The organism is Exiguobacterium sp. s145, from assembly GCF_018618835.1.
Lineage (GTDB): Bacteria > Bacillota > Bacilli > Exiguobacteriales > Exiguobacteriaceae > Exiguobacterium_A > Exiguobacterium_A artemiae.
In genome coordinates this window covers 259,459-282,315 of record NZ_JACSMV010000002.1, presented here as the reverse complement: position 1 = coordinate 282,315, position 22,857 = coordinate 259,459, and the positions used below count along the sequence as shown (strand labels likewise).

26 protein-coding genes and 1 other RNA gene are annotated in these 22,857 nt (G+C 48.4%); 17 read left to right on the top strand and 10 right to left on the bottom strand.

All coding sequences use genetic code 11. The features are described 5' to 3' along the window. Window positions 1-2: 2 nt before the first annotated feature. The 6 genes from KNQ07_RS04545 (at window position 3) to KNQ07_RS04520 (ending at window position 7,276) form a co-directional block, all read left to right on the top strand. Window positions 3-515 (top strand): GrpB family protein, encoded by a 513-nt coding sequence (locus KNQ07_RS04545; RefSeq protein ID WP_214765008.1) that lies wholly within the window; start codon window positions 3-5, stop codon window positions 513-515. Continuing rightward, window positions 512-958 carry a DinB family protein gene (locus KNQ07_RS04540; protein WP_214765147.1) on the top strand — a complete coding sequence of 149 codons (447 nt, stop codon included), beginning with the start codon at window positions 512-514 and terminating at the stop codon, window positions 956-958. The genes KNQ07_RS04545 and KNQ07_RS04540 overlap by 4 nt, the downstream gene beginning before the upstream one ends. Window positions 959-971: 13 nt before the next feature. Then, window positions 972-1,841, top strand: coding sequence for an alpha/beta fold hydrolase (locus tag KNQ07_RS04535; RefSeq protein WP_214765007.1), 870 nt, complete (start codon window positions 972-974; stop codon window positions 1,839-1,841). A 149-nt stretch (window positions 1,842-1,990) separates the two neighbouring features. Then, window positions 1,991-3,115, top strand: a complete 1,125-nt coding sequence (locus KNQ07_RS04530; protein ID WP_214765006.1) for a GTP-binding protein — start codon at window positions 1,991-1,993, stop codon at window positions 3,113-3,115. A gap of 103 nt (window positions 3,116-3,218) precedes the next feature. Then, window positions 3,219-4,742 (top strand): cardiolipin synthase, encoded by a 1,524-nt coding sequence (locus tag KNQ07_RS04525; protein ID WP_214765005.1) that lies wholly within the window; start codon window positions 3,219-3,221, stop codon window positions 4,740-4,742. Window positions 4,743-4,939: 197 nt separating this feature from the next. Continuing rightward, window positions 4,940-7,276 carry a glycoside hydrolase family 31 protein gene (locus KNQ07_RS04520; protein WP_251139461.1) on the top strand — a complete coding sequence of 779 codons (2,337 nt, stop codon included), beginning with the start codon at window positions 4,940-4,942 and terminating at the stop codon, window positions 7,274-7,276. 269 nt (window positions 7,277-7,545) lie between these two features. Here the strand turns inward: KNQ07_RS04520 and KNQ07_RS04515 are convergent, their stop codons facing one another. Both KNQ07_RS04515 and KNQ07_RS04510 read right to left on the bottom strand, forming a co-directional pair. Beyond that, complete coding sequence (locus tag KNQ07_RS04515; protein WP_114596065.1) at window positions 7,546-8,127, bottom strand: DUF1643 domain-containing protein; 582 nt, start codon at window positions 8,125-8,127, stop codon at window positions 7,546-7,548. A gap of 14 nt (window positions 8,128-8,141) precedes the next feature. Continuing rightward, the gene (locus KNQ07_RS04510) at window positions 8,142-8,825 is read right to left on the bottom strand and encodes a lytic transglycosylase domain-containing protein (RefSeq protein WP_214765003.1); all 684 of its coding nucleotides are present in this window, start codon (window positions 8,823-8,825) and stop codon (window positions 8,142-8,144) included. A gap of 355 nt (window positions 8,826-9,180) precedes the next feature. Here KNQ07_RS04510 and KNQ07_RS04505 point away from each other — a divergent pair, with 355 nt between their 5' ends. Further along, window positions 9,181-9,603: a hypothetical protein gene (locus KNQ07_RS04505; RefSeq protein WP_214765002.1), complete on the top strand. Its 423-nt coding sequence runs from the start codon at window positions 9,181-9,183 to the stop codon at window positions 9,601-9,603. A gap of 145 nt (window positions 9,604-9,748) precedes the next feature. On the opposite strand, the gene KNQ07_RS04500 is transcribed toward KNQ07_RS04505, so the two are convergent. From KNQ07_RS04500 to KNQ07_RS04490, 3 genes are all read right to left on the bottom strand, one after another. After that, a complete protein-coding gene (locus tag KNQ07_RS04500; RefSeq protein WP_214765001.1) occupies window positions 9,749-10,648 on the bottom strand; it encodes a hypothetical protein in 900 nt (299 codons plus the stop codon). 97 nt (window positions 10,649-10,745) lie between these two features. Further along, the gene (locus tag KNQ07_RS04495; RefSeq protein WP_214765000.1) at window positions 10,746-10,952 is read right to left on the bottom strand and encodes a DUF2922 family protein; all 207 of its coding nucleotides are present in this window, start codon (window positions 10,950-10,952) and stop codon (window positions 10,746-10,748) included. Window positions 10,953-10,983: 31 nt separating this feature from the next. Then, window positions 10,984-11,211, bottom strand: a complete 228-nt coding sequence (locus tag KNQ07_RS04490) for a DUF1659 domain-containing protein (RefSeq protein WP_012370146.1) — start codon at window positions 11,209-11,211, stop codon at window positions 10,984-10,986. Between the two features lie 68 nt (window positions 11,212-11,279). On the opposite strand from KNQ07_RS04490, the gene KNQ07_RS04485 reads away from it, so the two are divergent. From KNQ07_RS04485 to KNQ07_RS04470, 4 genes are all read left to right on the top strand, one after another. Next, window positions 11,280-12,275 (top strand): potassium channel family protein, encoded by a 996-nt coding sequence (locus tag KNQ07_RS04485; RefSeq protein WP_251139460.1) that lies wholly within the window; start codon window positions 11,280-11,282, stop codon window positions 12,273-12,275. 67 nt (window positions 12,276-12,342) lie between these two features. Next, complete coding sequence (locus tag KNQ07_RS04480; RefSeq protein ID WP_214764998.1) at window positions 12,343-13,035, top strand: hypothetical protein; 693 nt, start codon at window positions 12,343-12,345, stop codon at window positions 13,033-13,035. Window positions 13,036-13,094: 59 nt separating this feature from the next. Next, a complete protein-coding gene (locus KNQ07_RS04475) occupies window positions 13,095-13,511 on the top strand; it encodes a hypothetical protein (RefSeq protein ID WP_214764997.1) in 417 nt (138 codons plus the stop codon). 60 nt (window positions 13,512-13,571) lie between these two features. Continuing rightward, the gene (locus KNQ07_RS04470) at window positions 13,572-14,915 is read left to right on the top strand and encodes a S8 family peptidase (protein ID WP_214764996.1); all 1,344 of its coding nucleotides are present in this window, start codon (window positions 13,572-13,574) and stop codon (window positions 14,913-14,915) included. A 56-nt stretch (window positions 14,916-14,971) separates the two neighbouring features. Here the strand turns inward: KNQ07_RS04470 and KNQ07_RS04465 are convergent, their stop codons facing one another. Continuing rightward, on the bottom strand, window positions 14,972-15,415 hold the full coding sequence (locus KNQ07_RS04465) for a hypothetical protein (RefSeq protein ID WP_251139459.1): 444 nt from the start codon (window positions 15,413-15,415) through the stop codon (window positions 14,972-14,974). A 134-nt stretch (window positions 15,416-15,549) separates the two neighbouring features. On the opposite strand from KNQ07_RS04465, the gene rnpB reads away from it, so the two are divergent. Both rnpB and KNQ07_RS04455 read left to right on the top strand, forming a co-directional pair. Beyond that, window positions 15,550-15,923: RNase P RNA component class B (rnpB, locus tag KNQ07_RS04460), an RNA gene on the top strand. A gap of 109 nt (window positions 15,924-16,032) precedes the next feature. After that, the gene (locus KNQ07_RS04455; RefSeq protein ID WP_214764995.1) at window positions 16,033-17,178 is read left to right on the top strand and encodes a THUMP domain-containing class I SAM-dependent RNA methyltransferase; all 1,146 of its coding nucleotides are present in this window, start codon (window positions 16,033-16,035) and stop codon (window positions 17,176-17,178) included. 353 nt (window positions 17,179-17,531) lie between these two features. Here the strand turns inward: KNQ07_RS04455 and KNQ07_RS04450 are convergent, their stop codons facing one another. The 3 genes from KNQ07_RS04450 to KNQ07_RS04440 all read right to left on the bottom strand — a co-directional run bounded on the left by KNQ07_RS04450 (window position 17,532) and on the right by KNQ07_RS04440 (window position 20,306). Further along, window positions 17,532-18,029 (bottom strand): hypothetical protein, encoded by a 498-nt coding sequence (locus KNQ07_RS04450; protein ID WP_214764994.1) that lies wholly within the window; start codon window positions 18,027-18,029, stop codon window positions 17,532-17,534. A 42-nt stretch (window positions 18,030-18,071) separates the two neighbouring features. Then, complete coding sequence (locus tag KNQ07_RS04445; protein ID WP_214764993.1) at window positions 18,072-18,707, bottom strand: DUF4352 domain-containing protein; 636 nt, start codon at window positions 18,705-18,707, stop codon at window positions 18,072-18,074. 315 nt (window positions 18,708-19,022) lie between these two features. Next, complete coding sequence (locus KNQ07_RS04440) at window positions 19,023-20,306, bottom strand: hypothetical protein (protein WP_214764992.1); 1,284 nt, start codon at window positions 20,304-20,306, stop codon at window positions 19,023-19,025. A 149-nt stretch (window positions 20,307-20,455) separates the two neighbouring features. On the opposite strand from KNQ07_RS04440, the gene KNQ07_RS04435 reads away from it, so the two are divergent. Further along, entirely contained in the window at window positions 20,456-20,740 is a 285-nt protein-coding gene (locus KNQ07_RS04435) for a hypothetical protein (RefSeq protein ID WP_214764991.1), read from the top strand. Window positions 20,741-20,788: 48 nt separating this feature from the next. Here KNQ07_RS04435 and KNQ07_RS04430 read toward each other — a convergent pair whose 3' ends face one another. Beyond that, window positions 20,789-21,028 carry a hypothetical protein gene (locus KNQ07_RS04430; RefSeq protein ID WP_214764990.1) on the bottom strand — a complete coding sequence of 80 codons (240 nt, stop codon included), beginning with the start codon at window positions 21,026-21,028 and terminating at the stop codon, window positions 20,789-20,791. A 177-nt stretch (window positions 21,029-21,205) separates the two neighbouring features. On the opposite strand from KNQ07_RS04430, the gene KNQ07_RS04425 reads away from it, so the two are divergent. The 3 genes from KNQ07_RS04425 to KNQ07_RS04415 are packed head-to-tail and all read left to right on the top strand — an operon-like array spanning window position 21,206 to window position 22,601. After that, complete coding sequence (locus tag KNQ07_RS04425; RefSeq protein ID WP_214764989.1) at window positions 21,206-21,493, top strand: hypothetical protein; 288 nt, start codon at window positions 21,206-21,208, stop codon at window positions 21,491-21,493. Between the two features lie 35 nt (window positions 21,494-21,528). Further along, window positions 21,529-22,002: a GNAT family N-acetyltransferase gene (locus KNQ07_RS04420; RefSeq protein WP_214764988.1), complete on the top strand. Its 474-nt coding sequence runs from the start codon at window positions 21,529-21,531 to the stop codon at window positions 22,000-22,002. 47 nt (window positions 22,003-22,049) lie between these two features. Next, on the top strand, window positions 22,050-22,601 hold the full coding sequence (locus KNQ07_RS04415) for a hypothetical protein (protein ID WP_214764987.1): 552 nt from the start codon (window positions 22,050-22,052) through the stop codon (window positions 22,599-22,601). Window positions 22,602-22,857 lie beyond the last annotated feature (256 nt).

Below are 22,857 nucleotides of genomic sequence, written 5' to 3'. Positions count from 1 at the left end.
GCATGCGGCAAGTCATCGTCACACCATATCAAACATCGTGGCCGGAGGCATTTGAACAGGAAGCGGATCGATTAAGAGCCATTTTCGGAGACCGTCTGCTGGCGGTTCATCATATCGGCAGTACATCGGTCCCGGGATTATCGGCTAAACCGATTCTTGATATTCTGCCGGTCGTCGATTCACTCGACGGGATCGAAGCGTTTGACGCCGCGATGGAACAGATCGGCTATGAAGCCAAAGGGGAGTTCGGGATGCCGGGTCGCCGCTATTACCGAAAAGGCGGCGACAACCGGACACACCATATTCACCTCTATGTGGACGGCAATCCGGAAATCATGCGCCACGTTGTCTTCCGGGATTACTTGCGGCAGCACCCGGAGGAAGTCGAAGCCTACAGTACAATCAAAGAACGCCTGGCACACCAGTATCCGGAAGACATCAGCGCCTACATTGCCGGCAAGGACAGCTTCGTCAAAACGATGGAGCAGCGGGCACTGGCCTGGTGGTCACAATGACGGACTGGCAACAGGCACTTGACCGGCATGTTGGTGTCGGGGTCCGGACGACCCGTGCGTTGATTCAACTGATTCAGCCGGAAGACTGGGATAAACGTCCGATTCCCGGCAAACGGTCCGTCTATGAAGTCGCGGTCCATCTCGCAGTCCTATTCGAAGCCGATCTGCGGATTGCAACAGGGGCGACAGCGGACGAGATGGCACAGTTCTATGCCGTTCCGGTGCTGCCGGAGCAACTTGTCGACCGGCTGGACCAGTCGTGGCAGTATTATCAAGATCGGCTTATGGCCGATTTTTCGACGGAGACGACCTACTGGGGCGTCACCGACAGCACGACCGGTTGGCTGCTGGAAGCAGCTGTCCATTTGTACCACCACCGGTCACAGTTATTTGATTACTTGAACCTGCTTGGGTATGACATCAAGCTGGATTTGTTTGAATAGGAGAGGATTTATAATGGAACGGATTGTCGATACAGCAGACGGCCGCTTTGATACACGTTTGACAGGGACGGGCAATGTGACATTCATTCTTGATCATGGAATGATGTCGAGTCATTACCAATGGGGCTGGCTCCGCGGGGAACTTCTGAAACAGGGACGGGTCTTTGAATACTCCCGGCTCGGGTACGGCAAGTCGACCCGTGGTAAAACGAAACGCCTGTTTACGCAACAAGCGGACGAACTGGAACGGGTCCTCGCATTGCTTGGGATTAAAGGACCGTTCGTCTTCATCGGGCATTCCCTCGGTGCCTACATCTCGCTTGAACTCGGACGCCGCCGTCCGGACGAGACGGCAGGAATCGTTCTGCTCGACCCGTCGCATCCGGAAGTTGATGCCGAATTGCCGAACTGGTACGAACGGACGCAGGAGGAATGGAACCGTTTTTTGTATGTTTTAAGTCATGTCCGGCCACTCGCCTGGCTGATTCCGGATGATCTCGGCGCGCGTATGTTTACGAGTCTGCCGGAAGCCGACCGCATTCCGATGTGGCGGAACATGGCACGGAAAAACCACTGGCGGGGGACGCTGGATGAGTGGCAGGCAGTCGAAGCGAATAACCAGCATGTCTTGGAAGTCGTCGAGCATATCACGCCGCCGGTCCTCGTGTTATCCGCATCGGACTGGGCCGGCGGAATGCCCGAGAACTGGCTGAACCCGGAACTGACGAAGCGGATCAATGCGGCGCATGAACGGTTTGCTGCGAGTTTGCCGGACGCGGAATTTCACGTCATTACGGACACGAATCATTATACGATTGCCGGTTTTTCGGAAGAGGCCGCGACAACAATCGTCCGCTTGATCCGCAACGCCTTTTTTAAATAAGTCTGATTCCTGGATCCCGTTTCCATGACGCCTTGAGGATTGTCATGGAAGCGGGAATTTTTTCATAGTGTAAAACAGCAGTTGACAGGCTAAACCGGAACGATTACTATTTAAAACGTAATGATTCCGATTTAAAAAGGAGACTGTGTATGAACCCGATTCCGATCACCGTCTTGTCCGGCTACCTGGGTGCCGGCAAGACAACTGTATTAAATCATCTGTTGAACAACCGGCAAGGACGCAAGCTGGCCATCATCGTCAACGACATGAGTGAAGTCAATATCGACGCCGTGTTGATTGAACAAGGCGGCTTTTCACGGACGGAAGAATCATTCGTGACGCTATCGAACGGTTGCATCTGCTGTACGCTGCGGGACGATTTATTGCTCGAAGTCCGGCGTCTCGTCGAGCAAGGCGATATCGACGGCATCGTCATCGAATCGAGCGGGATTTCGGAACCGATTCCGATTGCGCAGACGTTTACATATCTTGACGAAGACAGTCAGATCGATTTGACGGAGACGACAAAAATCAATGCGATGGTGACGGTCATCGACGGCTATCGTTTCCTGAAAGACTTTGAGTCCGGTGAATCGTTGATTGAGCGGCAACAGGCGGTCGACGAGACGGATGTCCGGGAAGTCGTCGATCTCCTCGTCGATCAGGTCGAGTTCGCGGATATCATTTTGCTGAACAGGATCGACCGGTTGACCGAGTCGGGAAAACATGATGTCACAAGCTACTTAAAGGCGCTCAATCCGATCGCCAAACTGATTGAGACGACCCACGGGCAAGTCGATCCGGCTGAGATTCTTGACGTTGATCTGTTTGACTTCGAACAGGCGGCAGCAAGTGCCGGCTGGATCCGTGAGCTGAACGCGGAGGAACACGTCCCGGAAACGGAAGAATACGGGATCAGCTCGTTCGTCTACAAGCGCGATGTCCCGTTTCATCCCGAACGGTTGATGGCACTGATTGAGGCCTGGCCGGAAGAAATCGTTCGCGCGAAGGGTTTTGTCTACCTTGCGACGCGCCCGGAAATCGCCTTGCAGTTCCATCAGGCGGGATATGCGTCGAATATGGAATACGCCGGACGCTTCGAGTCAGTCGCGGATCGCCGGACGGAGTTGGTCTTGATCGGGATTGGTTTCGATCAGGTAACGCTTGAAGCGGAGTTCGACACCTGCCTCGTTCAAGAGGACGAAACGGATTGGGTCAGCCTGAGTGATCCGATTCCGGGACGCGAGCTATACGATCTGAATTTTTCAAAATAGGTCAACTTTTCAAGAAATCACATCTGTGGTTTCTTTTTTTGCTATATTTTTAGAGAAGACAGGGAATTAGAAGAACAGAGTACGTTACAGAGGAGGAAGTCTAGTGCGCAATCGGATTTTACAGTTCGCGCTCGTGTTTTTAGTCGCAGGCGGAATCATTTGGGGACTATACCAATTGGGCTACCTGTTTTATGTTTTGACGATTTCCGCGACCGTCGTACCCTTGGCCGTCATCATGATCATCTTCATCGAGAACCGGACGGCGGAGTCGACGATTGCCTGGTTTTTAGTTTTGATCTTCTTACCGATTCTCGGTGTCATCATCTGGATGATGTTCGGGCGCAATCCGCGCCGCCGTCGCCGGAACCGGCGGTCGCACGATGAACGGATGTTGCTGAAACAGGCAATCCGTCCCGTCCGGTCGCTCGCGGTCAGTGAGTTGCCGCCGAATCACCTGAAGCTGGCCAATACGATTCGGAACTTTGGCGGCGGTGGCGTTGATGTCCATACTGCCAGTCAAATCCTGACGAACGGTAACGAGACGTTCCCGGAAATTCTCCGGATGATCCGCTCCGCCAAGCATCATGTCCATATCCAATACTACATTTACCGGAACGACGAGACCGGACAGGCGATCCGGGAAGCATTGATTGACCGGTTGAATGACGGGGTCGAAGTCCGGTTCATGTTTGACGGTCTTGGCAGTTACATGCTCGGCGAAGGATTTTTGAAACCGCTCCGGGAAGCCGGGGCAAAGATTGCCGCCTATGATCCCATCTCCAGTCCGTTGTTCATCTTTACGGCGAACTTCCGCAATCACCGGAAAATCGTTGTCGTCGATGGCAAAATCGGTTTTACCGGTGGACTGAACGTCGGCGACGAGTATGACGGTAAAAGTAAGAAGTTCGGCTTTTGGCGCGATACCCACCTTCGGCTCGAAGGACGGGCCGTCAAGGAACTGCAGGCAACGTTCCTCGACGATTGGCTCTATGCCCATATAGAAGGCAGTGATACGTGGGAGACGTTTGCCGGCGAAGGGGCAATCGATCAATACTTCCCGAAATACGATGTCGAGACCGACGGCGCGGTCCAGATCGTGACGAGTGGACCGACGTCAAAAGATCCGGCGATCCGGAACGCGTTGATTGCCGCCATCATCTCGGCCCAGCGCTCGATCTGGATTTCGACGCCGTATCTGATTCCGGATAACGAGACGATGACATTGCTCCGTCTTGCGGCCCGTGCCGGACTGGACGTCCGGATTCTGACACCGGGTAAGGGAGACAGTTTTACCTCCTACTATGGAACCCGGTCCTATTTCGGACCTTTGTTAAAAGATGGAGTCAAAATTTATACGTATAACCGGCACTTCATCCATGCCAAACTGTTCCTCGTCGATGGAAAGATTGCCGTCGTCGGAACGGCGAACATGGATATCCGGAGCTTCGTTTTGAACTACGAACTGATGGCCTTTATGTATGATTCCGATAGTGCCGCCCGGCTCGAACGCGATTTCATCGATGATTTCGACGTCTCGATTCAGTTGTCCTCGGCGGATTATGTCAAACGGCCGATGCGGTTCCGGATTTTTGAATCGTTCTCCCGTTTGATTTCACCATTGTTATGATCACAAGCGTACCGTCCTTGATTTTCAAAGGACTGGTGCGTTTTTTGATTAACTGTCACTTGAAACGGGAACAACAATTCTTATACACTAATAGTGTAATCGGTTGCACACTTAATTTTTGGAAGGAAGTGACAAGGACGTTCGCGTCCTGATCCCGTATGCGCACAATTGACGAATCCCATTTCTATACCCGAGACATGAAACCATTGGCACGACCGGAAGCGATTGTCCAAGGCGACACATACCGCTTCACCGTTCTCACCAGTCGCCTGATTCGACTCGAGTACGCAGCGGACGGACAATTCGAAGATCGGCCGACGCAAACCGTTTGGTACCGTGATTTCCCAGTGCCGTCGTACCGGATCGTCGAAGACGAAACGGAGTTGCAAATTATCACGGAACACGTCCATTTGCATTATACGAAAGGACCGTTTGCGTCGAACACCCTCTACATCGACGTCCTTGGAAACTTCAGTACGTATTACAGCCGCTACACGTACGGCGGACCGCTCCGGACGCTTAAAGGAACGGCGCGGACACTTGACCATGCCGACGGGGAGATTCCGCTCGAAGAAGGAATCATCTCCCGCCAAGGCTATGCGGCCATTGACGACTCCGCGTCGTTCGTCCTGACGGAGGATCATTTCGTCGAACCCCGTCAAGAAGGAGCGCAAGACATCTATTACTTCGGTTACGGTCACGACTACAAACAGGCGCTGAAAGACTTTTACCGCCTGACCGGTCCGACACCGATGTTACCGCGGCAAGTGCTCGGGAACTGGTGGAGCCGCTACTGGCGCTATAACGAAAAAGAATACAAGGATTTAATGACCCGCTTCAAGACGGAAGATGTGCCGTTTTCGGTCAGCGTCATCGACATGGACTGGCACGTGACGGACATTCCGGAGAAATACGGCAGCGGCTGGACGGGCTACACGTGGAACCGCGATCTGTTCCCGGATCCAAAAGGGTTCCTGCAATGGTTAAAGGATGACGACCGGATGGTGACACTCAATCTGCACCCGGCCGACGGTGTCCGTGGATTCGAAGAAGCGTATGAGGCGATGGCGGTTGCGATGGGGGTTGATCCGGATACGGAAGACCGGATTCCGTTCGACTTCTCGGACCGCGATTTCATCGAACACTATTTCACGAAGTTGCATCACCCGCACGAAGCCGATGGGGTCGATTTCTGGTGGATTGACTGGCAACAGGGCGCCAACTCGAAGATGAAGGGGCTTGATCCGCTCTGGATGCTCAATCATTACCATGCGCTCGATATCGCGCGGGACGGCAACCGTCCGTTGATCTTCTCGCGGTATGCCGGACCCGGCAGTCACCGTTATCCGGTCGGTTTCTCGGGCGATACGTTGATTTCCTGGGCATCGCTCAAGTTCCAGCCGTACTTCACGGCGACGGCCTCAAACATCGGCTACGGCTGGTGGAGTCATGATATCGGCGGTCACCAGCGTGGGGAGAAGGACGACGAACTGTCGACGCGTTGGCTCCAGTACGGCGTCTTCAGCCCGATCATGCGTCTCCACAGCACGATGAGTATCTTCAACGGGAAAGAGCCGTGGCGTTACTCGGTTGAGTCGGAACAGGTGATGAAGAAGTATTTACGACTTCGTCATCAGCTCGTCCCGTACATCTATACGATGAACGCCCGCAATCACTTTGACGGTCTGCCGCTCGTCTCGCCGATGTACTATGAGCATCCGGAAGACGAACTGGCGTATGCGGTTCCGAACCAATATTATTTCGGGACGGAACTGATGGTCACACCGATCGTCGAGCCGATGAATCCGAAGCTGCACGTCGCAGCGACAACGGCCTGGTTGCCGGAAGGGGACTGGTTTGATTTCTTCACCGGTCACCGGTACACGGGCGGAAAACAGATGCGTCTGTTCCGTAAGCTCGAGGATCAAGGGGTCCTTGCGAAAGCCGGAGCCATCATTCCGCTCGGTCAACACCTCGAGCATTCGAACGCGCTCCACAATCCGGAGCATCTCGAACTGCTTGTTTTCCCGGGCGCCTCGAACCAGTTCACGTTGTTTGAAGATGACAATGTCGGTGTCGCACACCGGGACGGGGAGAATGTAGAGACGGCATTTGAACTCGACTGGGCGGCCCGGACGTTGACGATTGCAACGCCGTTCGGTAAACGGGAACTGTTGCCGGAAAAACGCGAAGTGACACTGATTCTGCGTGGTGTCAACGAAGGACACGTCTCCCGGGACGGAGAAGTGTTGCCGAGCCGTTATGACCATAAGACCCAATCGTTGTCCGTTGAACTCGGCGAAATCGGAGAGACACAAGTCCTGTCGCTCCAGGTCGACATGTCGACGAACGATAACCGGATGGAGCGGCTCTATACGTTCCTCGACCAGGCGGAGATCGGTTACGACTTGAAAGACCGCTTGTACCGTTTGCTGTCACAGCGACTGGATCCGGTCAATATGATGCATCAGTTGCAGGCGCTGGATCTTGAGAAAGATTTGGTCGACTGTCTGCTTGAAATCATGTTGTTCTAACAACAAAGTAAGGTGCCGCAAGCTCTCACTCTCTTTTCATCCGCTTTTCTCTGCAGGAGTCGGATGAAGACGAGGGAGATCTCCGAACATTCAAAAGAAGCGGTGGACACGTCCATCGCTTCTTTTTTGTATAGATGACTGAGCTGTTCGTTTACGTCCTGTTAATTTGTAAAGGGGAGAATAATGGGAAGATTCGTTTCCAATTGTGAGATAAAAGAAGTTAAAAAGGTGTTCTTCCGCAACCTGCGGAAAGAACACCTTTAGTACGATCATTTACGTTTTAATTTCTTCGCTTTCAGCTTCATATCCGGATACGTAATCATCGGACTGTCATCGACGGTCAGCCGGAGATGGTTCGGTTCACCTTTTGAAGTGATACCGGAACAATACAGAATGTCGGCATACTGGTCAAACAGCTTTTCGTAAGCCGGCAAATGGTGCATCAGTCGGCCGGGTGAACCCCAACCACACAAGACGACACCGTTCGTTTCCTTGACCCGGCGTAACGTCTGTTCGACGAATTCGTAATTGATGTCGTCAAAACTGGCTTGGGCGAACGGCAAGTCTTCACTGACCAGCAGGTCCGGCATCAGACTGATGATATCGTATTGTTTGATTGGATCTTCAATGTGCTTCTTCATCAAATTATACGCACGCTGCGTTGTCGTGCCGGATAAAAAGGCATCCGTCGTCCGCGGTGTGTAAATTAGGGCGGCTACGTGCGCGCCGTCCGTCACATCATCAAAGATGTAGCTCCGGAGATAACGTTTTGTTTTTGCTTCGTCAAACGTCGTCTGGACGCGGATTGACGATTCCTCAATCGTCAATGACGAACGATCGGGTTGTGTCATGGTAGTGCCTCCTTTTAGTTGGTCAAACGTAAGCTGATGCGAAGGAGTTGGGCAAGTGTCTGTTTCTTGAAATCGAGATCGTTCGCATCAATCAATTCGATTTTTTGTTGATAGGCATCGTATTGGTTGAGGACGTCAATGACATACTGTTCACTGCGATTGTATTCAAACAGGGCAGATTCAAGCGTTCCTCGGTCAGAATTTTTCGTGACGTCGTGCTGATTGAGGTACTTTGCGGCCGTATGCGCGCTGTCCGTCAAATCCGTCGGATCGGCTTTGCCGTCTCCGTTTGCATCGACACCCAGTCCACCGTATTGTTTGATGGCTTCTGGATCGGTTAAGTCAATTCCGTCATGCTCGATGTCGCCAAGTGACGTTCCGCCTTCATATCCCCAACCGACCCATGTTTTCGGCATGAACTGGAAAGGGCCGAGTGCGCCGACGGAAGACTGCATCGCGGACGATTTTGAGAAGATGGTCTCGACGCGATGGATTGCGGCAAGTAACTTCCAATCGACCTCGTAGCGGTCACCGGCTTGTTCGTAGATGTCGATATTCTCGGCTGGGACACCGTACTGTCCATAATAGGTACGATACAGCTCATTTTGGACGCGTTCCCGGTTTTGCCAGTAGATGATGCTACTACCGATGAGGACGATCAGTACGAACAAGATGCTTAATCGAAAAACTTTTCGCATATTGTTCTCTCCTCTTTCTGTGATTCCACTGAATGGTATCATATTTCGCAAGGCGCTAATAGTTTTTTTGCAAAGTCTGTTCCCGTGCAACGGTGAGAGCGGTCACACCTTCTTCAAAGATTGATGGATCGTGTCCGGTTTTTAACATGAAACAAGAGCAGAGTGGATTTAAAAAACAGCTAAATGGGAATGAGGTTGTTAATTACTGACATCGTCAAAACAAGCGAAATTTGATAGACTGAATGTCAGATGAAGTCATCGTTCATTTTTAAGATTTTGACGGTTGCAGGAATCGTCGATTGGCTTGTAAAATGAAGAGGTAAACGCTTACACATCAAAGGAGATGGACGAAACCATGCGAACGATCACTTCCACTGGCGAACGAAAGAAAACAAGTTGGACTCTGGATATCGGGAGTCAACCGAAGTTGATGATGGATGGACTGACGGAGAAAGAAACAGATCAAGAACAACGGATCATCTTCGATCACTTTTACATTCCGACAACGGCTACACTGATTTTTCGGTTCAAGGAACGTTTCCCGAACCATCTCTGCGAGAACGGGTATGATGTGTATGGAGCAGCAGCATTTGATGAACAGGTCGTCGAACTGATCTCGAACTGGTTCGTCGAACTGGTCACTGTCTTGACGGCCATTCAACGCACGAAAGGCGTCCAGCACTTTTTGATTGAAGGCGGAGTCGCCAAACGGACGGATTTCCTTCCGACCGTGCGCCGGACCTGCCGGGCATTAGAATCAACAGTTGATATCGCATAATTCGTTAGACCGCCGGCCGACGCCGGCGGTCTTTTTTTCTGTGAACAGCAAAACGATCCCCTTCATCGCCGAACCAGATGGGGGACCGTCATTGAAAAATGATTTTAAAACAAACGAGGAAAAGACTTCCTCGTAGTCGAATGCCTTACATAGGGTTCGAGAAGCTTTTTTCAGCCGCCCGACATGCCCGGAGCAAGGCATCCTTGAAGAACCGGTCTTCCTGTGAGGCGAGCAAACGTGTTGCTTCCTCGTCACCGCGTAACGATTTACCGAGCATCTGGATGACTTTGACCCAGCGCCGGACGTGATCGAGTTGCGGACGACCCATTGCGACGTAGACGGTGAACCAGTCGTTTTGATCACGACGGATCATCCGTTGGAAGAGTGACTTCGCGAGATCGACTTCTTCCGTCGACGGGACCGTCATCGTCTCGAAGTACTGGCGAAGCGAAGCGATGGCCGTAACATAAGCTTCTTTGACGTCAGCGGACGGTTCGTGTTTCCCGTAATCGGACGTCGACAGGTGGATCAAGGCCGGTTTCTTTTCGATTCCGGTGATCCAGGCGGACATCGTCTTACTGCTTTTGACCGCTTGCCGGTTGGCGACGGGCAGTTTCGCCGTCACTTGGCCGACCTTGCCGATGACGTTGACTTTTCCGTTACGTTCCTGGACTTCCGTCACCGTCATTTCCACCGTATCGCCCATCTCGAACGGGATGGCTTTTGGCTGCAGTTTTTCACCGGCCGTCAACGGCGCCCGTTTGCGGATCATCCGTAAAGCTTCCTGTTCCATCCGGTCGTCGAGCGACCAGAGGTGTTCCGGAGGGACGTTGCGGAAACGGCGGCGACGCACTTTGATGTATTGATCGAGCGCGTCGGCAGCCTGCTCCCGTGACATCTCGCCGGCAGCGACCGGTCCGATGATGTCTCGCAATGTGATTGATTCGAGTCGTTCCATGATTCCTTCGAATGGAATCAGCTCCATCACGTAGAGGCTGCTGACGACGAGTTCACATTCGCGGGGCGTAAGAGGGCGTTTGGCCATAAATTGACTTCCTTTCCAGTTGCTTGATGATTCTAGTATACCAAAAAAAAGTCACCATCACCTTTATTGGTGATGATGACGATGAGTTTTTCTCCGCTTAAATGATGTAGGCAGATTCCGAACTATTTTGCAGCTCGGCCTGGCTCAACTTGACGAGCCCATCATGAAACGGATCGTGGTCGACCATCAGTTGCCCGAGTGCCTTGATTTCGGCGACCGACGTATCGGGTTTCGCTCCCGCGAGACGCAAGCGGTACGGCTTTTTGAGTAACGTATCGAATGTCAAAACAATCGTGTGTTCCATCTAATTCCTCCTTTTAGATGAGTCAAACGGATTAAGCGTTAAGTAAAGCGAAATCACGGCTGATTTCCGTGTGCGTGTACGAACCGGCAAGCATTTTGCCGATGGCTTGACCAATCGATGCGACGACTTGCGGTTCGAGATCCGACCGCAAACCGTTAAAGCGGCGACGGGCGAGGACCGCGTCCCCGTTTGGTGTCACCTTGTCGTTTCGTTCGAAGACGACGACTAAACTGGTTTTGATTTCTTCAGCTTGTGTCATGTGTATCACCTCCTTCGCCCTTATTGACAGGACGAAAACAGGAAATGTTCGGAAAGGGTGAAAAAAGTATGGTCTGGTTACGGTTTTTACGGCGGATGTCGTTTTTGAAGATGCGGACGCTCGCTTATGCATCGTTTTTATTTGTGTTCGGTGTCGCCCTGATCATGTATCTGGCAGAACCGGAGACGTTCGGAACGTACTTCCGCGCCGTCTACTGGACGATGACGACGGTCGTGACGGTCGGGTACGGGGACTTTTTCCCGAATACGGATTTCGGACGGTTCATGACGATTTTTGTCTTCATCTTCGGGATCGGGATCGTCGGCGGATTGATTTCGAAACTCGTCGACGGGGTCCAGTTGATCCGCAATCAAAAGGAAAGAGGGTTATTACAAGTGAAAGAGACGGGACATACGTTAGTCTTCGGCTACAGCCGGCGGTCGAAACACGTCATCGACGAATTGCTGGAAACGACAGATGTCATCTTGATCGATGATCTTGAAAGGGAACCGTTCAGTCATCCACGGTTCCATTATGTCAGCGGTGATCCGGCGCTCGACTCGACATTACAGCGGGCGAATATTAAAAAGGCGACACGGGCGATCATTCTCGCCGATCATTCGATTCCTCCGGCCCTTGCCGATGGTCGGACCCTATTGATCGCGGCAAGCATCGAACGGGCGAATCCGAACATTTATACGATCGTTGAGATGATGCTTGAGGAACACCTCGACAGCTTCGAACAGGTTAAAGTCGATGAAGTGCTGCTCGGCGACGAGACCGTCGCCCGGATGGCGATTCTTGCCGCCTATCATCCCGGTGTCTCGAAAATCGTGACTAACCTGTTGACGAAAGACGGGGACGGCATGTTCTCGATTTCCGCAAAACCGGAGTGGCAGACGTTTCGGGATGCCTTTCACGTCCTGCTCGAAGACGGAGTGACGATTTTATCGGACGGAAAGCGCCTTGATTTGAACCGGCGGCTGAATGAACCGATTCCTCCGAATACGACGCTGATCGTCTTATGCAGTGAAGAGACGGCGAAACGGATCGGCGCTTTATAGGAAAAGGATTACATTAATTCTTTTTCGGGTATAGTAAATACATTTACTATGCAGAGGAGAAAAGTGTATGACAAACCCACAACCAGAATGGATTCAAGAATTATTCGAGACGGTCGATCAAGGTGAATTAAAAGATGTCCCAAAATTACTCTATATGGCATTGACGCTGGAACCAAGTTATTTCACAAAAGCAGTCAGCCGGTTAAATCAACGGCTCGAAGTCGAGCAGCTTCAGGAAGTATCGGAACTGTTGACGGTCTATCGCCAGTTCTTCATTTCCGCCAACCCATCGGAAGAGTACTGGTCGATTGCCTGGAACGAATTGATCCAGACGATGCATCATTTCATCGACCGCAATGAAGCACAACAATTGTTTAAAGAACATATTGATTTGATTGATTGGTGGTCAAGTGAATCGTTATTATCGTTGCCGAGTTGGTTGACGGTGCTTGATCTGGCGGAACGAATTGATGCCCTCGATCAGTTTTCCAGTTACTTACCAGACATTTTTGAAAGTTATGCGCTCGAGACGGCGAAGGATGAACCGTTTGCCCGCCTCGCTTGGTACGCGCTCGCCAGCGGTCAGCAGGATTTACTGACACCGTTCCGGTCCCGGATTGAGCAGTCGGACGCCCCGGTCATCCGTTCGCTCGGCGATGCCGATTTACTCGATCAAATTGATACGACACGGGTTCGTATGTTAAAGTCTAAGGATAACGAACCGATAGAATTGATGTTTGATCGAAAATGGACATTATAAATTAATCAATAGAAAGTGACATCTAGATACTGCATGAATTTAATTCAAGGGGTGTAGGGATGATACACGTCAATTTGCCGCAAGGTGATTATGTCGTTTTGGTTGAAATCAACCGGGAAGTCTTATTGTGCCACTCACTTGAAGCGGCCGATCAGGCGGAACGGGATCGATATGAACTGGTGGGTCGGATGAGTGAACGGTTGCCGTCCGAAGTCATCGGTCCGTCGATTGCTGATTTTGTACGGTTTTCCACCGGTTTTATCGGAGAAGCCGTGACGTGGAACGAGGCAGAGGAAGCATTCTTCTGCCAACAGTTCGAGACGTTTGACGGATCACCGCTCGGAGAAGATTTGACCGGGATTGATGCGAAACGTTGGCGTGCCGTTCTCGTCCGCTACTACTCCTATGTCACGATCGGAAAAATCATTCCATTTGAAGTCAGCGAAGAATCCGATGGGACGATGCCGTTTTTTTAGTCTGTTTGGATCAGCACATCAATAGAATCGGCGTGTCAAAAGAGAAGGGCAGGGTCCACAATGAAAAAGAAACTTGCACTACTCACATTTGCTGTCGTCGTAGGGTTACCTACTTCTGCGTTCGCTAATTCTCAATATGTGCAGTATGATCCAACATTTAACGAGCAACAAAAACAAACGTGGCTTGCGGAACAGGGTCTGCAGGAAGTCCGGGAGTTGAAACAGGACGGATTCTCACTCGTCGAACCGTTGCCGCATGTCGACAAAGAAGATGTCGATGCCGACCTGATTCCGGTCAGTGTCGTTGAAAAGGCGACGGATTCCGCACAATTGCAACAGACATATCTCGATCAATCGCGTATTCCTACTTACTGGAAGTACAGTCGCGGTAAATCCGATGTTCGTGTGGCGATCATCGATGATGCGATTGATGTCAATCACTCCGAATTCAAAAACGTCATCTATAAGACGACGACGATTTCCGGCATCCGGAAACCGGACGATCACGGGACGCATGTCGCGGGAATTGTGGCGGCAGCGGAAGACGGAAAAGGCATCGTCGGAGTCGCATCCGGTGTCAAACTGATCGGGGCCGACGTCTTTGACGGCGACTTCGCCAGTTCGATCGATATCGGAGACGGCGTTCTGTATGCCATTTCCCAAGGGGCCGACGTAATCAATCTGTCGCTCGGTCAATATGAATATGATCCGTACATGGAAGCCGCGATTAAAAAAGCGGAAGCGAAAAACATCATCGTCGTCAGTGCAGCCGGAAACGACGGCCGCAATAAACTGCTATTCCCGGCCTCAATGAACTCGGTCATTGCCGTCGGTTCAGTCGGGACACTCGGGCGCGCTTCGACGTTCTCGAACTACGGCAGAGGGCTGAACATCATGGCACCCGGTGAAGGGGTGTATTCGACGATGGTCGGCAACAAATACGGCTATCTCGACGGAACCTCGATGGCGACACCGATCGTCAGCGGCGTTATTGCGCTTGCAAAATCGAAGAATCCGTTCATTTCGAGCGGAGCACTTCGAACTAAGTTATATGCGGCAGCTGTGAAAAGAGCAGGTGATACGTCGTTACGTTACGGGTCAGGTCGTCTAAGTGCGGGCATGCTTGCAACGATTCCGGCACCGGTCTCAAAAGTATCTGTGCCATCCATCTTAAAACCAAATCAACCATTTGCGTTTTACTTTAATGAGTATTCTTACGCAAAAACACTGATTCGTCTGTATAAAGATGGAAATATCGTTAAAACATTCTCCAACGGATACCTCCGTGATGGAGCGCATAAATACACTTACACTTTGAAGGAGAAGGGGAAATATAAACTCGTCTTTAAATCATATTACGGACGTCATACACGCGTGACGGAGCGGGTCATCACCGTCAAATAACAACAAAAAAAGCCGTCTCACCTCAGGAGAGACAGCTCGTTAAGGACTCAAAGTATTTACTTTGGGTCTTTTCCTTTTTTATAGATGGGCGTCGGAACGTCTAGCGCTTCGCTGGTCCATTGAATCGTTGCTTCCATTTTGTACCCGGTATCGTCTTCATGGATGAACGACAAGCGTCCTGAATCGATCAGCTGATACAGACCGTATTCGACTTGATTCGCCCACGACCGTAACGTCATCGCCTCATCGTAAAGCGGAATCTGTTGCGGGAACCGTTCATTCATCAATAAGATGTCATGCTGGTCAAAATGGTAACTCCGTTTCGAAAATGTATCAGGTTGTTTTACATTAAATGGCTCGAACGCATGGATGAGTTCACCCTTGCGGTAAAAGGCAAAAATGCCGTTCCGGAGGTGAAGAGCCTTGATTTCATCAATCTCGATCAAGAACGTCAACTTCCGTACGGTACGCTGGTTCGTACCAGAGCGTCGTTTTTTCATGGTATATGCCCCTTTCTGAACCATTGTACTATACCGTAAATTCAGGGAGAATTGCAACTTTTCCGCCCACTAAACGCGAAATACCTCTTGCTAGAAACGCTTACGTGCGCTACACTGTTAAGCAGTGACTATGTTGGTTCGGACAATTGCGGGGCACTTCGGTGCTTTGAGGAAAGTCCATGCTCGCACAACCTGCGATGGTTGTAGTGATCGTGCTACACGAAAAGATAAGTGTAGGCAGCGTCGTGCTGACGGCAGAAGGAACGCCTAAGTCTTCGGATATGGCCGAAACTTCTTGAAAGTGCCACAGTGACGGAGCCTTACTGGAAACAGTAAGGGTGGAACGAGGTAAACCCCACGAGCGAGAAACCCAAATTTGGTAGGGGAATTTCCGGAGCGGAACTGAACGCGAAGGAGAGCGTATGTAAATACGGAGATAGATGATTGTCGCCCGCGTGTGAGGGTCAAACCGTTTGCAACACTAGGGAACAGAACATGGCTTACAGGACCACATAGGCTGTTATTTTTACTTTGAACGAGAGTCCAGGTCCAACTGGGCTCTTTTTTTATTGAAATGATTTTGGAAATTCTAGAAACAGGTAGGAGCGTGAACAATCATGGCAAAACGTTTAGTCATCGCGACAGCGGCAATGGGAATCGAATCCCTCGTCGCCAAGGAAGTCCGCGATTTAGGATACGAGTGTACGGTCGAGGACGGAAAAGTCTACATCGATTGTGAACTCGAGGACATTCCGCGTCTCAACCTCTGGTTACGGACGGCAGACCGCGTCAAACTCGTCGTCGCCGAATTCAAAGCGACATCATTCGAAAAATTATTTGATCAGGTCAAAGACCTCCCGTGGAGCGAACTGTTGCCGTGGGAAGCGAACTACGTCGTCAATGGCCGTTCGGTCAAATCGAAGTTGTTCTCCATCCGTGACTGTCAGAAGATCACCGAAAAAGCGATCGTCTCGCACATGCAGGAAGCCTACAACATGGGCGACGAGTGGTTACCAAAAACCGGTGCCAGCTTCCCGATCGAAGTCGCGCTCTTAAAAGACATCGCAACGCTGACGATTGATACGTCAGGCGATGCGCTTCACAAACGCGGCTACCGTGAGTTCCATTCGGCGGCACCATTGAAAGAGACGATGGCAGCCGCAATGCTGATGCTGACGAACTGGAAGCCGGATATGCCGCTCTACGACGTCTTTACGGGTTCAGGGACATTGGCGATCGAAGCCGCAATGATCGGCCGGAATATCGCGCCGGGGATCAACCGTGAATTTGCGTCGCAAGAATGGACCTGTATTCCGAAAAAAGCCTGGTTCGATGCAATCAAGGAAGCGAACGACAAAGCCGAGTGGGACAAGCCGCTCAAAATCTATGCCAACGATACGGATCCGGAGATGGTCAAGCTCGCAAAACAAAATGCCGAGCTAGCAGACGTCCGGGACGCAATCAACGTCATGCAACGCGATGCAGCTGACTTCAAGCCGAAGGAAGACTTCGGTGTCATCATCGGGAACCCGCCGTACGGGGAACGTCTCGAAGACGCACGTGAAGTCCACCAGCTGTACCGGAAGATCGGCAATGCGTTCCGTGAATTCCCGTACTACAGTGTCTATATGATCACGTCGTACGTCGAGTTCGAAAAAGCATTCGGCCGCCCGGCGACGAAACGCCGTAAGCTGTATAACGGGAATATTGAAGTTCAGTTCTACCAGTATTATGGTTTGCGACGGAAAAAACCGCAGGCTTAAGCCATTTCTAGCCCTTCAGAAAATCCCATTGCACATTCATTGCACACTTAGTGTGAAAATCAGGATTTTTCTTACGAACCGCTCTGTTGAGCGGTTTTTTGCGTTTTAAAAGCTGTTCAAATTGCATGGCCGTATCCGACTGTAAAGTGTGCAATACGTGAGAGTACGTGTTTATCGTCAATGTCGCATCCGCATATCGTAAGCCACGAATAGTGATTTTCGGAAGGTAGGTGACTTTGACGTCTCGATGTGATGTCATCGTAGATTGAAATGCTAAAGATAAGTACTATATACCTAAACAGATCGAATCTTTCTTGTTTCTCCATCCCATTTGCAAACTGTTATATTCGCAGTTAAGCTTTTTTTGACTGTTCAACCAGTTCCCGTATACGTGCTACAAGATTGTCCAAATTATGTTCAGCGATATTACGAATAGTGAATGTTTTAGTTCCGAACGTTTTGCTGTATGTGATATGGATTATACCAAGACCAAAATTAGCAGGATTTCCGAATGGTGTTGGAGAGATATCAAAATCAACTTCTGTGACCTTCTTCATTGGAATACGCTCGAGATTTGCTTTTGGAAAAAGACCTGCTGAATGAAGTGACAATACGATTTCATCGCTCATCAAAATCATGAAGCCATATTTTGTCATAGTAGGCTGCACGCCTTCAAAACTATACAAAAGATCCGTAGGCTTAAACTGCTTATTTAATTCCTTTAAAGTAATTTCATAAAAAGCGCGTTCACTTTTAGGGAACTCCATTTTAATCTCATCCATGGAAGATAATGTAACAGGGTATTCGATTAAAGCGAATCGAGCATTTAGTTTCGTGAAGTTGTTAATCATAGTGTATTCCTCCATTTCTTAATGAATATTGATATTAAAAATTTAATTCTTTGTTGAAATTTCGACCGTATACCGGTCAGCAAGTGAATTTAGTTCCTGATCATGAGGGCCGTCTAAGATGTATTTGATGCTGGTGATGTCTTTAGGTTGAGATTTTGCTAGGAAAAGGACATTCCCGGATTTTTTGACTTTTCCGATGAATTCACCACCGATTTGATCAGATAGAAATAAATCGGCTTCGATTTGCTCTCCAGTATTCGTTGTAAGAGTGGCTTGTTCAGGATAAACACTAATCGTGTCATCACTCGTATTTTCAAGTGTCATATTGATTACGATAGTCGTAACTTCGTCTTGATCGCCGAATGTTGGTTTGAAGGCATCGCTTACCTTTAAACGTGAAGTTTGGATTTTATCAATTGATAGATTGATCGGACCCAACTTTTCTTTGATGCCGAGGCTTTTATTCGTGAAGTAAGCTGTCTTTTCACCGACCTCAGACTTTTCTACTTTTGGTTCTTCTTTTGTATCCACTTCCTTCTCTTTAGTTTTTGGCTTTTCTTTTTTCTCTGTTTTAGCTGTAGTAGTAGGTTCTGATTTTTTAGTATCTGTACTTTCTTCCGCACAACCAGCTAGTAAAAGAGCAACGGTTAATGATGTCCCGATGATTAATCGTTTCACAATAATCCCTCCCTTATTATATATTTTTCTTTATTTTACCAATTTTAAGATGTAAAAAAATCTTTCCTTTTAAGAAAAAGGTGAGGTTTAACAACAACCGTCCGACATTTTTCGACAATTAATTGTACTAATCATGTTCTGCTGTTTTGAAAAATTTATATCAAATAGCTACTAAACGATATAAAGTCACCACATATTACGAGTTGAAAAGTCATATCTTATTTGTACGGACGAAGAACTCGTTTGGAGACAAGCGGTTCAGTATGGCAAATAAGATATTTTCCTCCTTTAAAGCAAAACGTGCTTAACTTGTGTTTAGTTTGCTTCAGGACCCGCCGATTCAAGGAATTGTTCAAACCCTGGTAATTCTGTTTGAGCAGCAATTTTGATTCGTTCAAGGTGACCTTTTGCTTGCTTCAGTGTACCTCCTGGATCCTGTTGGAATTCTTCTGAATAACTATCGAGGAATACTGCTAATTGATCAAGTTCTTTGATGATGATACGATGCGAGTCCATTGCTTGTGTAAATCCATCGACAGTATAGCTCGGTGCTTTAAAATGTATACTCGACGTAATTTCATTTGATATGGTTGAATCAAATTTGTATAAATCATTTAAATCGTTTACTGAGATATATTCAAAATGACCAAATCCGTCTTCCTTTTCATAAGGAGTAAAGCGTTTTTGTAATTCATCGGCCGTTACATAAATAGCGTTCATGGCTTCTGAAATTTTAAAGACGCTAGTGATTGCTTCTGGATATCGTTCAGCGTCAGTTTGCTCGTGCTTCTCAGATTCATCGCTAATATTTCCTTCTTCTGTAACTGGTTCTGCAATAATCGGATTACTGACAATAGAGGAAGAATTAAAGATGGCTTCGTTTAACGGAATGGCGAGTAACGATTTTTCCTGTCGATTCGGTAAATAATTAGCAGCTTCATGCCATGTTTCAAAACTTCTAGCGACGGTATAAGTTTCTAAACTGTATGCCATATCTAGAAGATTTTGCGATAGAGGTTCTAGTTTCTCTTCACTCACGTTTTCGGTATTCGTAAAAGGCATGTCTTTATACTTTGCCATGTACGCACCGGAAGCCATGGTGTGAGCAACTTGAGAGGCTTCGTTTAGTATCTCTACTTGCGAATCGACACGATCACGGACATCTTGCGTGATCGTTTGTTGAAACTCTTTGATGTCCAGTTGTTTTGACTCTTTCATTTCTTTCTGTTCTTTGACGATGTTTTCGATTAATTTACTCGTAGAGGAAATAGCACTCTCAATAACAGGCTTTCCAGTATCTAAAGCATTTTGTACATCTTCAGGGGAAAAATCATTGTTAGGTTGTACAATGTTGGTTCCGTGGCCAAAAGACGCAAGGTCTCGTGGGTCTATAGTTTCCGTTTTATTTGGCTTTGTTTGTTTTGCTTCTGATTGAACGCCCGTATTTTCTTTTTTAGATGGTAAAGGATTAGTGTACATATCTCCAATAAAGATGCCGCCGACAATTAATATGCCAATGCTTCCGATAATCCAACGAAGACGTCTTGTCTTGCGATTATATCGTTCATGTCTTGAACCACGTTCGCTTTCCTCATCCATTTTGTACTCCTCCTTAGGTATATTTGCGATGAGTTCTTAACTTACATTTTTGTAATTATAAGGAATATTCAATTAAATTTCAAATTGATATGGTAAGTTATTCATATCAGCTGACGATAAAAAATATTAAAAAACAGGAGGACAACTAAATGGACTTTTTTCTGAAGGCAATATTTTTCACAGTCATGCTTTTAATTCACTATGCGTTATCCAGTCAAAAGAAGGTGTATCTCGGTGCCGTGATACCGGTGATTTTCGTAGCGGCTATGGTGTGGCGGTACTTAACTGTGGATACCGTGAGCGTAAAAGCTCAATTGCTGGTTATGGGAATCGGCTTGTTTTGTCTGATGGCAGAGTGGATGGAGGGGCGAGAGGTGTTCAAAAGAAATCAGGAAAAAGAATTGGAACGCCTGCGAATCGAGGATTTCAAGTAAGTCCTTGTTCCTTAAAAAACCGCTCAGACCGAGCGGTTTTTTAGTTTATCATCCGAATCCGATCATGACAAATACACCGTAAACGAAAAAAACCACAACACCTGATAACAGAATGAGGGCAATTACTTTTCCGACGCCTCTTGTGCTGAACAGAGCAGTTACTAGTGAGGCTAATAAACCGCCTACTAAAAATATGCTTCCCCAAAATCCGTTTACCGGTAATAGATACATTTGAGCAATACTGAAGATGAACAGTCCGACGGATATCCAACCCAATTTTTTTCTCATGCGTTCTCCTCTCTTAAAACGAAACGTCATGATGTATTTCTACATTTTCTTTTAGTTTACCAATTTAATAGTAAAAATTGTAAAAAATAAAGTGTTTGGAGCTGAATAGTTCTTTTAAACAGGGAACCCTTCATCAGTTGCCGAAAAATAGATTAACGGAAGACAGGAGGGAAAAGAATGTGGTTACTGTTTGGTATACTCGCGATTCTCGCAACGGCGGTGAATCTGTTTTTGTACTTCATCGGTAAGGATTATAAGCTGGCAATGGCTGCCGGTTTATCGCTCACGGCACTCACGCTGTGCGCAGAATACAGTCAACTGAAGAGCTGGGTCGAAGCAGAAGACTGGGCGGCGCTCGCAGACGTAGTACCCGGAATGGAGCGCGCCTTTTGGGTTTTGACGATTGTGTCAATTGGATTGAATCTGACACCGGTCTGCCTGGAAACCAGAAAAAACAGAACATGATTGTTTAATGAACGGCGTAAAAAGGAGAATGTACGATGACCTATGCTTATTTACCGTTGACACAACGTCAGGCGGAACAGATTGCCTACGACTGGACATACGAAGGTGACTTTGCCTTTTATAATATGCCGAACGATCCGGACGACTTGGCAGAATTTCTCGATCCCAATCAACGGACGGAACATTGCTATGCTGTGATGGACGGTACGCAACTGATCGGATTTTTTGTGTGTGAACCCGGACAGGACAGCCTTGAATTGGCGTTAGGGATGCGGCCGGATTTGACGGGGTGGGGGAACGGTGCAGCTTTCTTGGAAAACGGTATCGCCTTTGCGATTCAAAAATATCAACCACACCACATCGAATTAGCCGTCGCGACCTTTAATGAACGGGCGATCCGGCTGTATACGAAAAGCGGTTTTGAGCCGATTGAACGGTTTCAGCAAGAAACGAACGGCGGAAGTTATGAATTCGTCAAAATGCGTCTGTATCCAGGAGTCATGAAATGAATAAGGAACAGTAGTTAATGGGGACGGACAACGAGGGAGTCGAGTCGATGATTTTGTACCGCGTACTGGGAGGATTAGACGATACGTTTAAATGGAAAACGACATTTCAAGGAGACACACAATTCTATGCTTTTTTTGATGATGCAGACTATGAGTCTGTATCTCCTGGAGCCGACAACTATCAAGATGGGGCGTTTTTTCTGCTGAAGGACTTCATTTTGGGACTGGACCGGTATCCGCTCTATATACATGCTTTTGGTGGCGGTTCAGAAATCAGCCTTTCAAAAGTAGGAAAAACGACCAAGTTATCAAGAGGACGGTATCATCATCTTCTTAAGATCTGTTCGCTCGAAGAAGTCGAACAGCTTCTCCCGCTAGCTTATTTTGATGCGTATAACGGGCAAAATGTTTTAATCACAACGGAAAAAGATATATCCATTATCAATGACCCGGATGACTGGCTGTTGTTTGCGTTTGATTTTTCAATTCCTTCGAAGGATATCTACTATCTGATGATTGACCACGATGCTGCCGGTTTTGATTTTGTTGCAAACTTTACGGAGCATCCGTTTCAAGACAGGGAAATCATCGATGAATAAAACTGATTCAAAAAAATAAGATCACTCTACATAATTTAAAAAAGAGGATCCGGCACATCAACTCATGTGCCGGATCCTCTTTTTGATATGACTAGATAAAAACAATCAGCGAAAGTCCAATCAGGATGTTAATAAAACTAAGGACATCTGTGGTTTTGATGAAAGTAGAGGTTGAAGTTTTCTTTAGTCGGTTGTTTAGAACCAACAACACTATTGCAATGAGAGTCGTTACACCAAGCGGTGCGTTGAAGACGTT

Bases quoted from the DNA above. Each gene is read 5' to 3' on its own strand.
- KNQ07_RS04435 (WP_214764991.1), top strand. From the start codon at position 20,456: ATGGACTTTTTTCTGAAGGCAATATTTTTCACAGTCATGCTTTTAATT.
- KNQ07_RS04535 (WP_214765007.1), top strand. From the start codon at position 972: ATGGAACGGATTGTCGATACAGCAGACGGCCGCTTTGATACACGTTTG.
- KNQ07_RS04510 (WP_214765003.1), bottom strand. From the start codon at position 8,825: ATGCGAAAAGTTTTTCGATTAAGCATCTTGTTCGTACTGATCGTCCTC.
- KNQ07_RS04415 (WP_214764987.1), top strand. From the start codon at position 22,050: ATGATTTTGTACCGCGTACTGGGAGGATTAGACGATACGTTTAAATGG.
- KNQ07_RS04530 (WP_214765006.1), top strand. From the start codon at position 1,991: ATGAACCCGATTCCGATCACCGTCTTGTCCGGCTACCTGGGTGCCGGC.
- KNQ07_RS04520 (WP_251139461.1), top strand. From the start codon at position 4,940: ATGAAACCATTGGCACGACCGGAAGCGATTGTCCAAGGCGACACATAC.
- KNQ07_RS04495 (WP_214765000.1), bottom strand. From the start codon at position 10,952: ATGGAACACACGATTGTTTTGACATTCGATACGTTACTCAAAAAGCCG.
- KNQ07_RS04545 (WP_214765008.1), top strand. From the start codon at position 3: ATGCGGCAAGTCATCGTCACACCATATCAAACATCGTGGCCGGAGGCA.
- KNQ07_RS04485 (WP_251139460.1), top strand. From the start codon at position 11,280: ATGGTCTGGTTACGGTTTTTACGGCGGATGTCGTTTTTGAAGATGCGG.
- KNQ07_RS04540 (WP_214765147.1), top strand. From the start codon at position 512: ATGACGGACTGGCAACAGGCACTTGACCGGCATGTTGGTGTCGGGGTC.
- KNQ07_RS04490 (WP_012370146.1), bottom strand. From the start codon at position 11,211: ATGACACAAGCTGAAGAAATCAAAACCAGTTTAGTCGTCGTCTTCGAA.
- KNQ07_RS04430 (WP_214764990.1), bottom strand. From the start codon at position 21,028: ATGAGAAAAAAATTGGGTTGGATATCCGTCGGACTGTTCATCTTCAGT.
- KNQ07_RS04450 (WP_214764994.1), bottom strand. From the start codon at position 18,029: ATGATTAACAACTTCACGAAACTAAATGCTCGATTCGCTTTAATCGAA.
- KNQ07_RS04455 (WP_214764995.1), top strand. From the start codon at position 16,033: ATGGCAAAACGTTTAGTCATCGCGACAGCGGCAATGGGAATCGAATCC.
- KNQ07_RS04440 (WP_214764992.1), bottom strand. From the start codon at position 20,306: ATGGATGAGGAAAGCGAACGTGGTTCAAGACATGAACGATATAATCGC.
- KNQ07_RS04505 (WP_214765002.1), top strand. From the start codon at position 9,181: ATGCGAACGATCACTTCCACTGGCGAACGAAAGAAAACAAGTTGGACT.
- KNQ07_RS04475 (WP_214764997.1), top strand. From the start codon at position 13,095: ATGATACACGTCAATTTGCCGCAAGGTGATTATGTCGTTTTGGTTGAA.
- KNQ07_RS04470 (WP_214764996.1), top strand. From the start codon at position 13,572: ATGAAAAAGAAACTTGCACTACTCACATTTGCTGTCGTCGTAGGGTTA.
- KNQ07_RS04465 (WP_251139459.1), bottom strand. From the start codon at position 15,415: ATGAAAAAACGACGCTCTGGTACGAACCAGCGTACCGTACGGAAGTTG.
- KNQ07_RS04500 (WP_214765001.1), bottom strand. From the start codon at position 10,648: ATGGCCAAACGCCCTCTTACGCCCCGCGAATGTGAACTCGTCGTCAGC.
- KNQ07_RS04420 (WP_214764988.1), top strand. From the start codon at position 21,529: ATGACCTATGCTTATTTACCGTTGACACAACGTCAGGCGGAACAGATT.
- KNQ07_RS04425 (WP_214764989.1), top strand. From the start codon at position 21,206: ATGTGGTTACTGTTTGGTATACTCGCGATTCTCGCAACGGCGGTGAAT.
- KNQ07_RS04515 (WP_114596065.1), bottom strand. From the start codon at position 8,127: ATGACACAACCCGATCGTTCGTCATTGACGATTGAGGAATCGTCAATC.
- KNQ07_RS04480 (WP_214764998.1), top strand. From the start codon at position 12,343: ATGACAAACCCACAACCAGAATGGATTCAAGAATTATTCGAGACGGTC.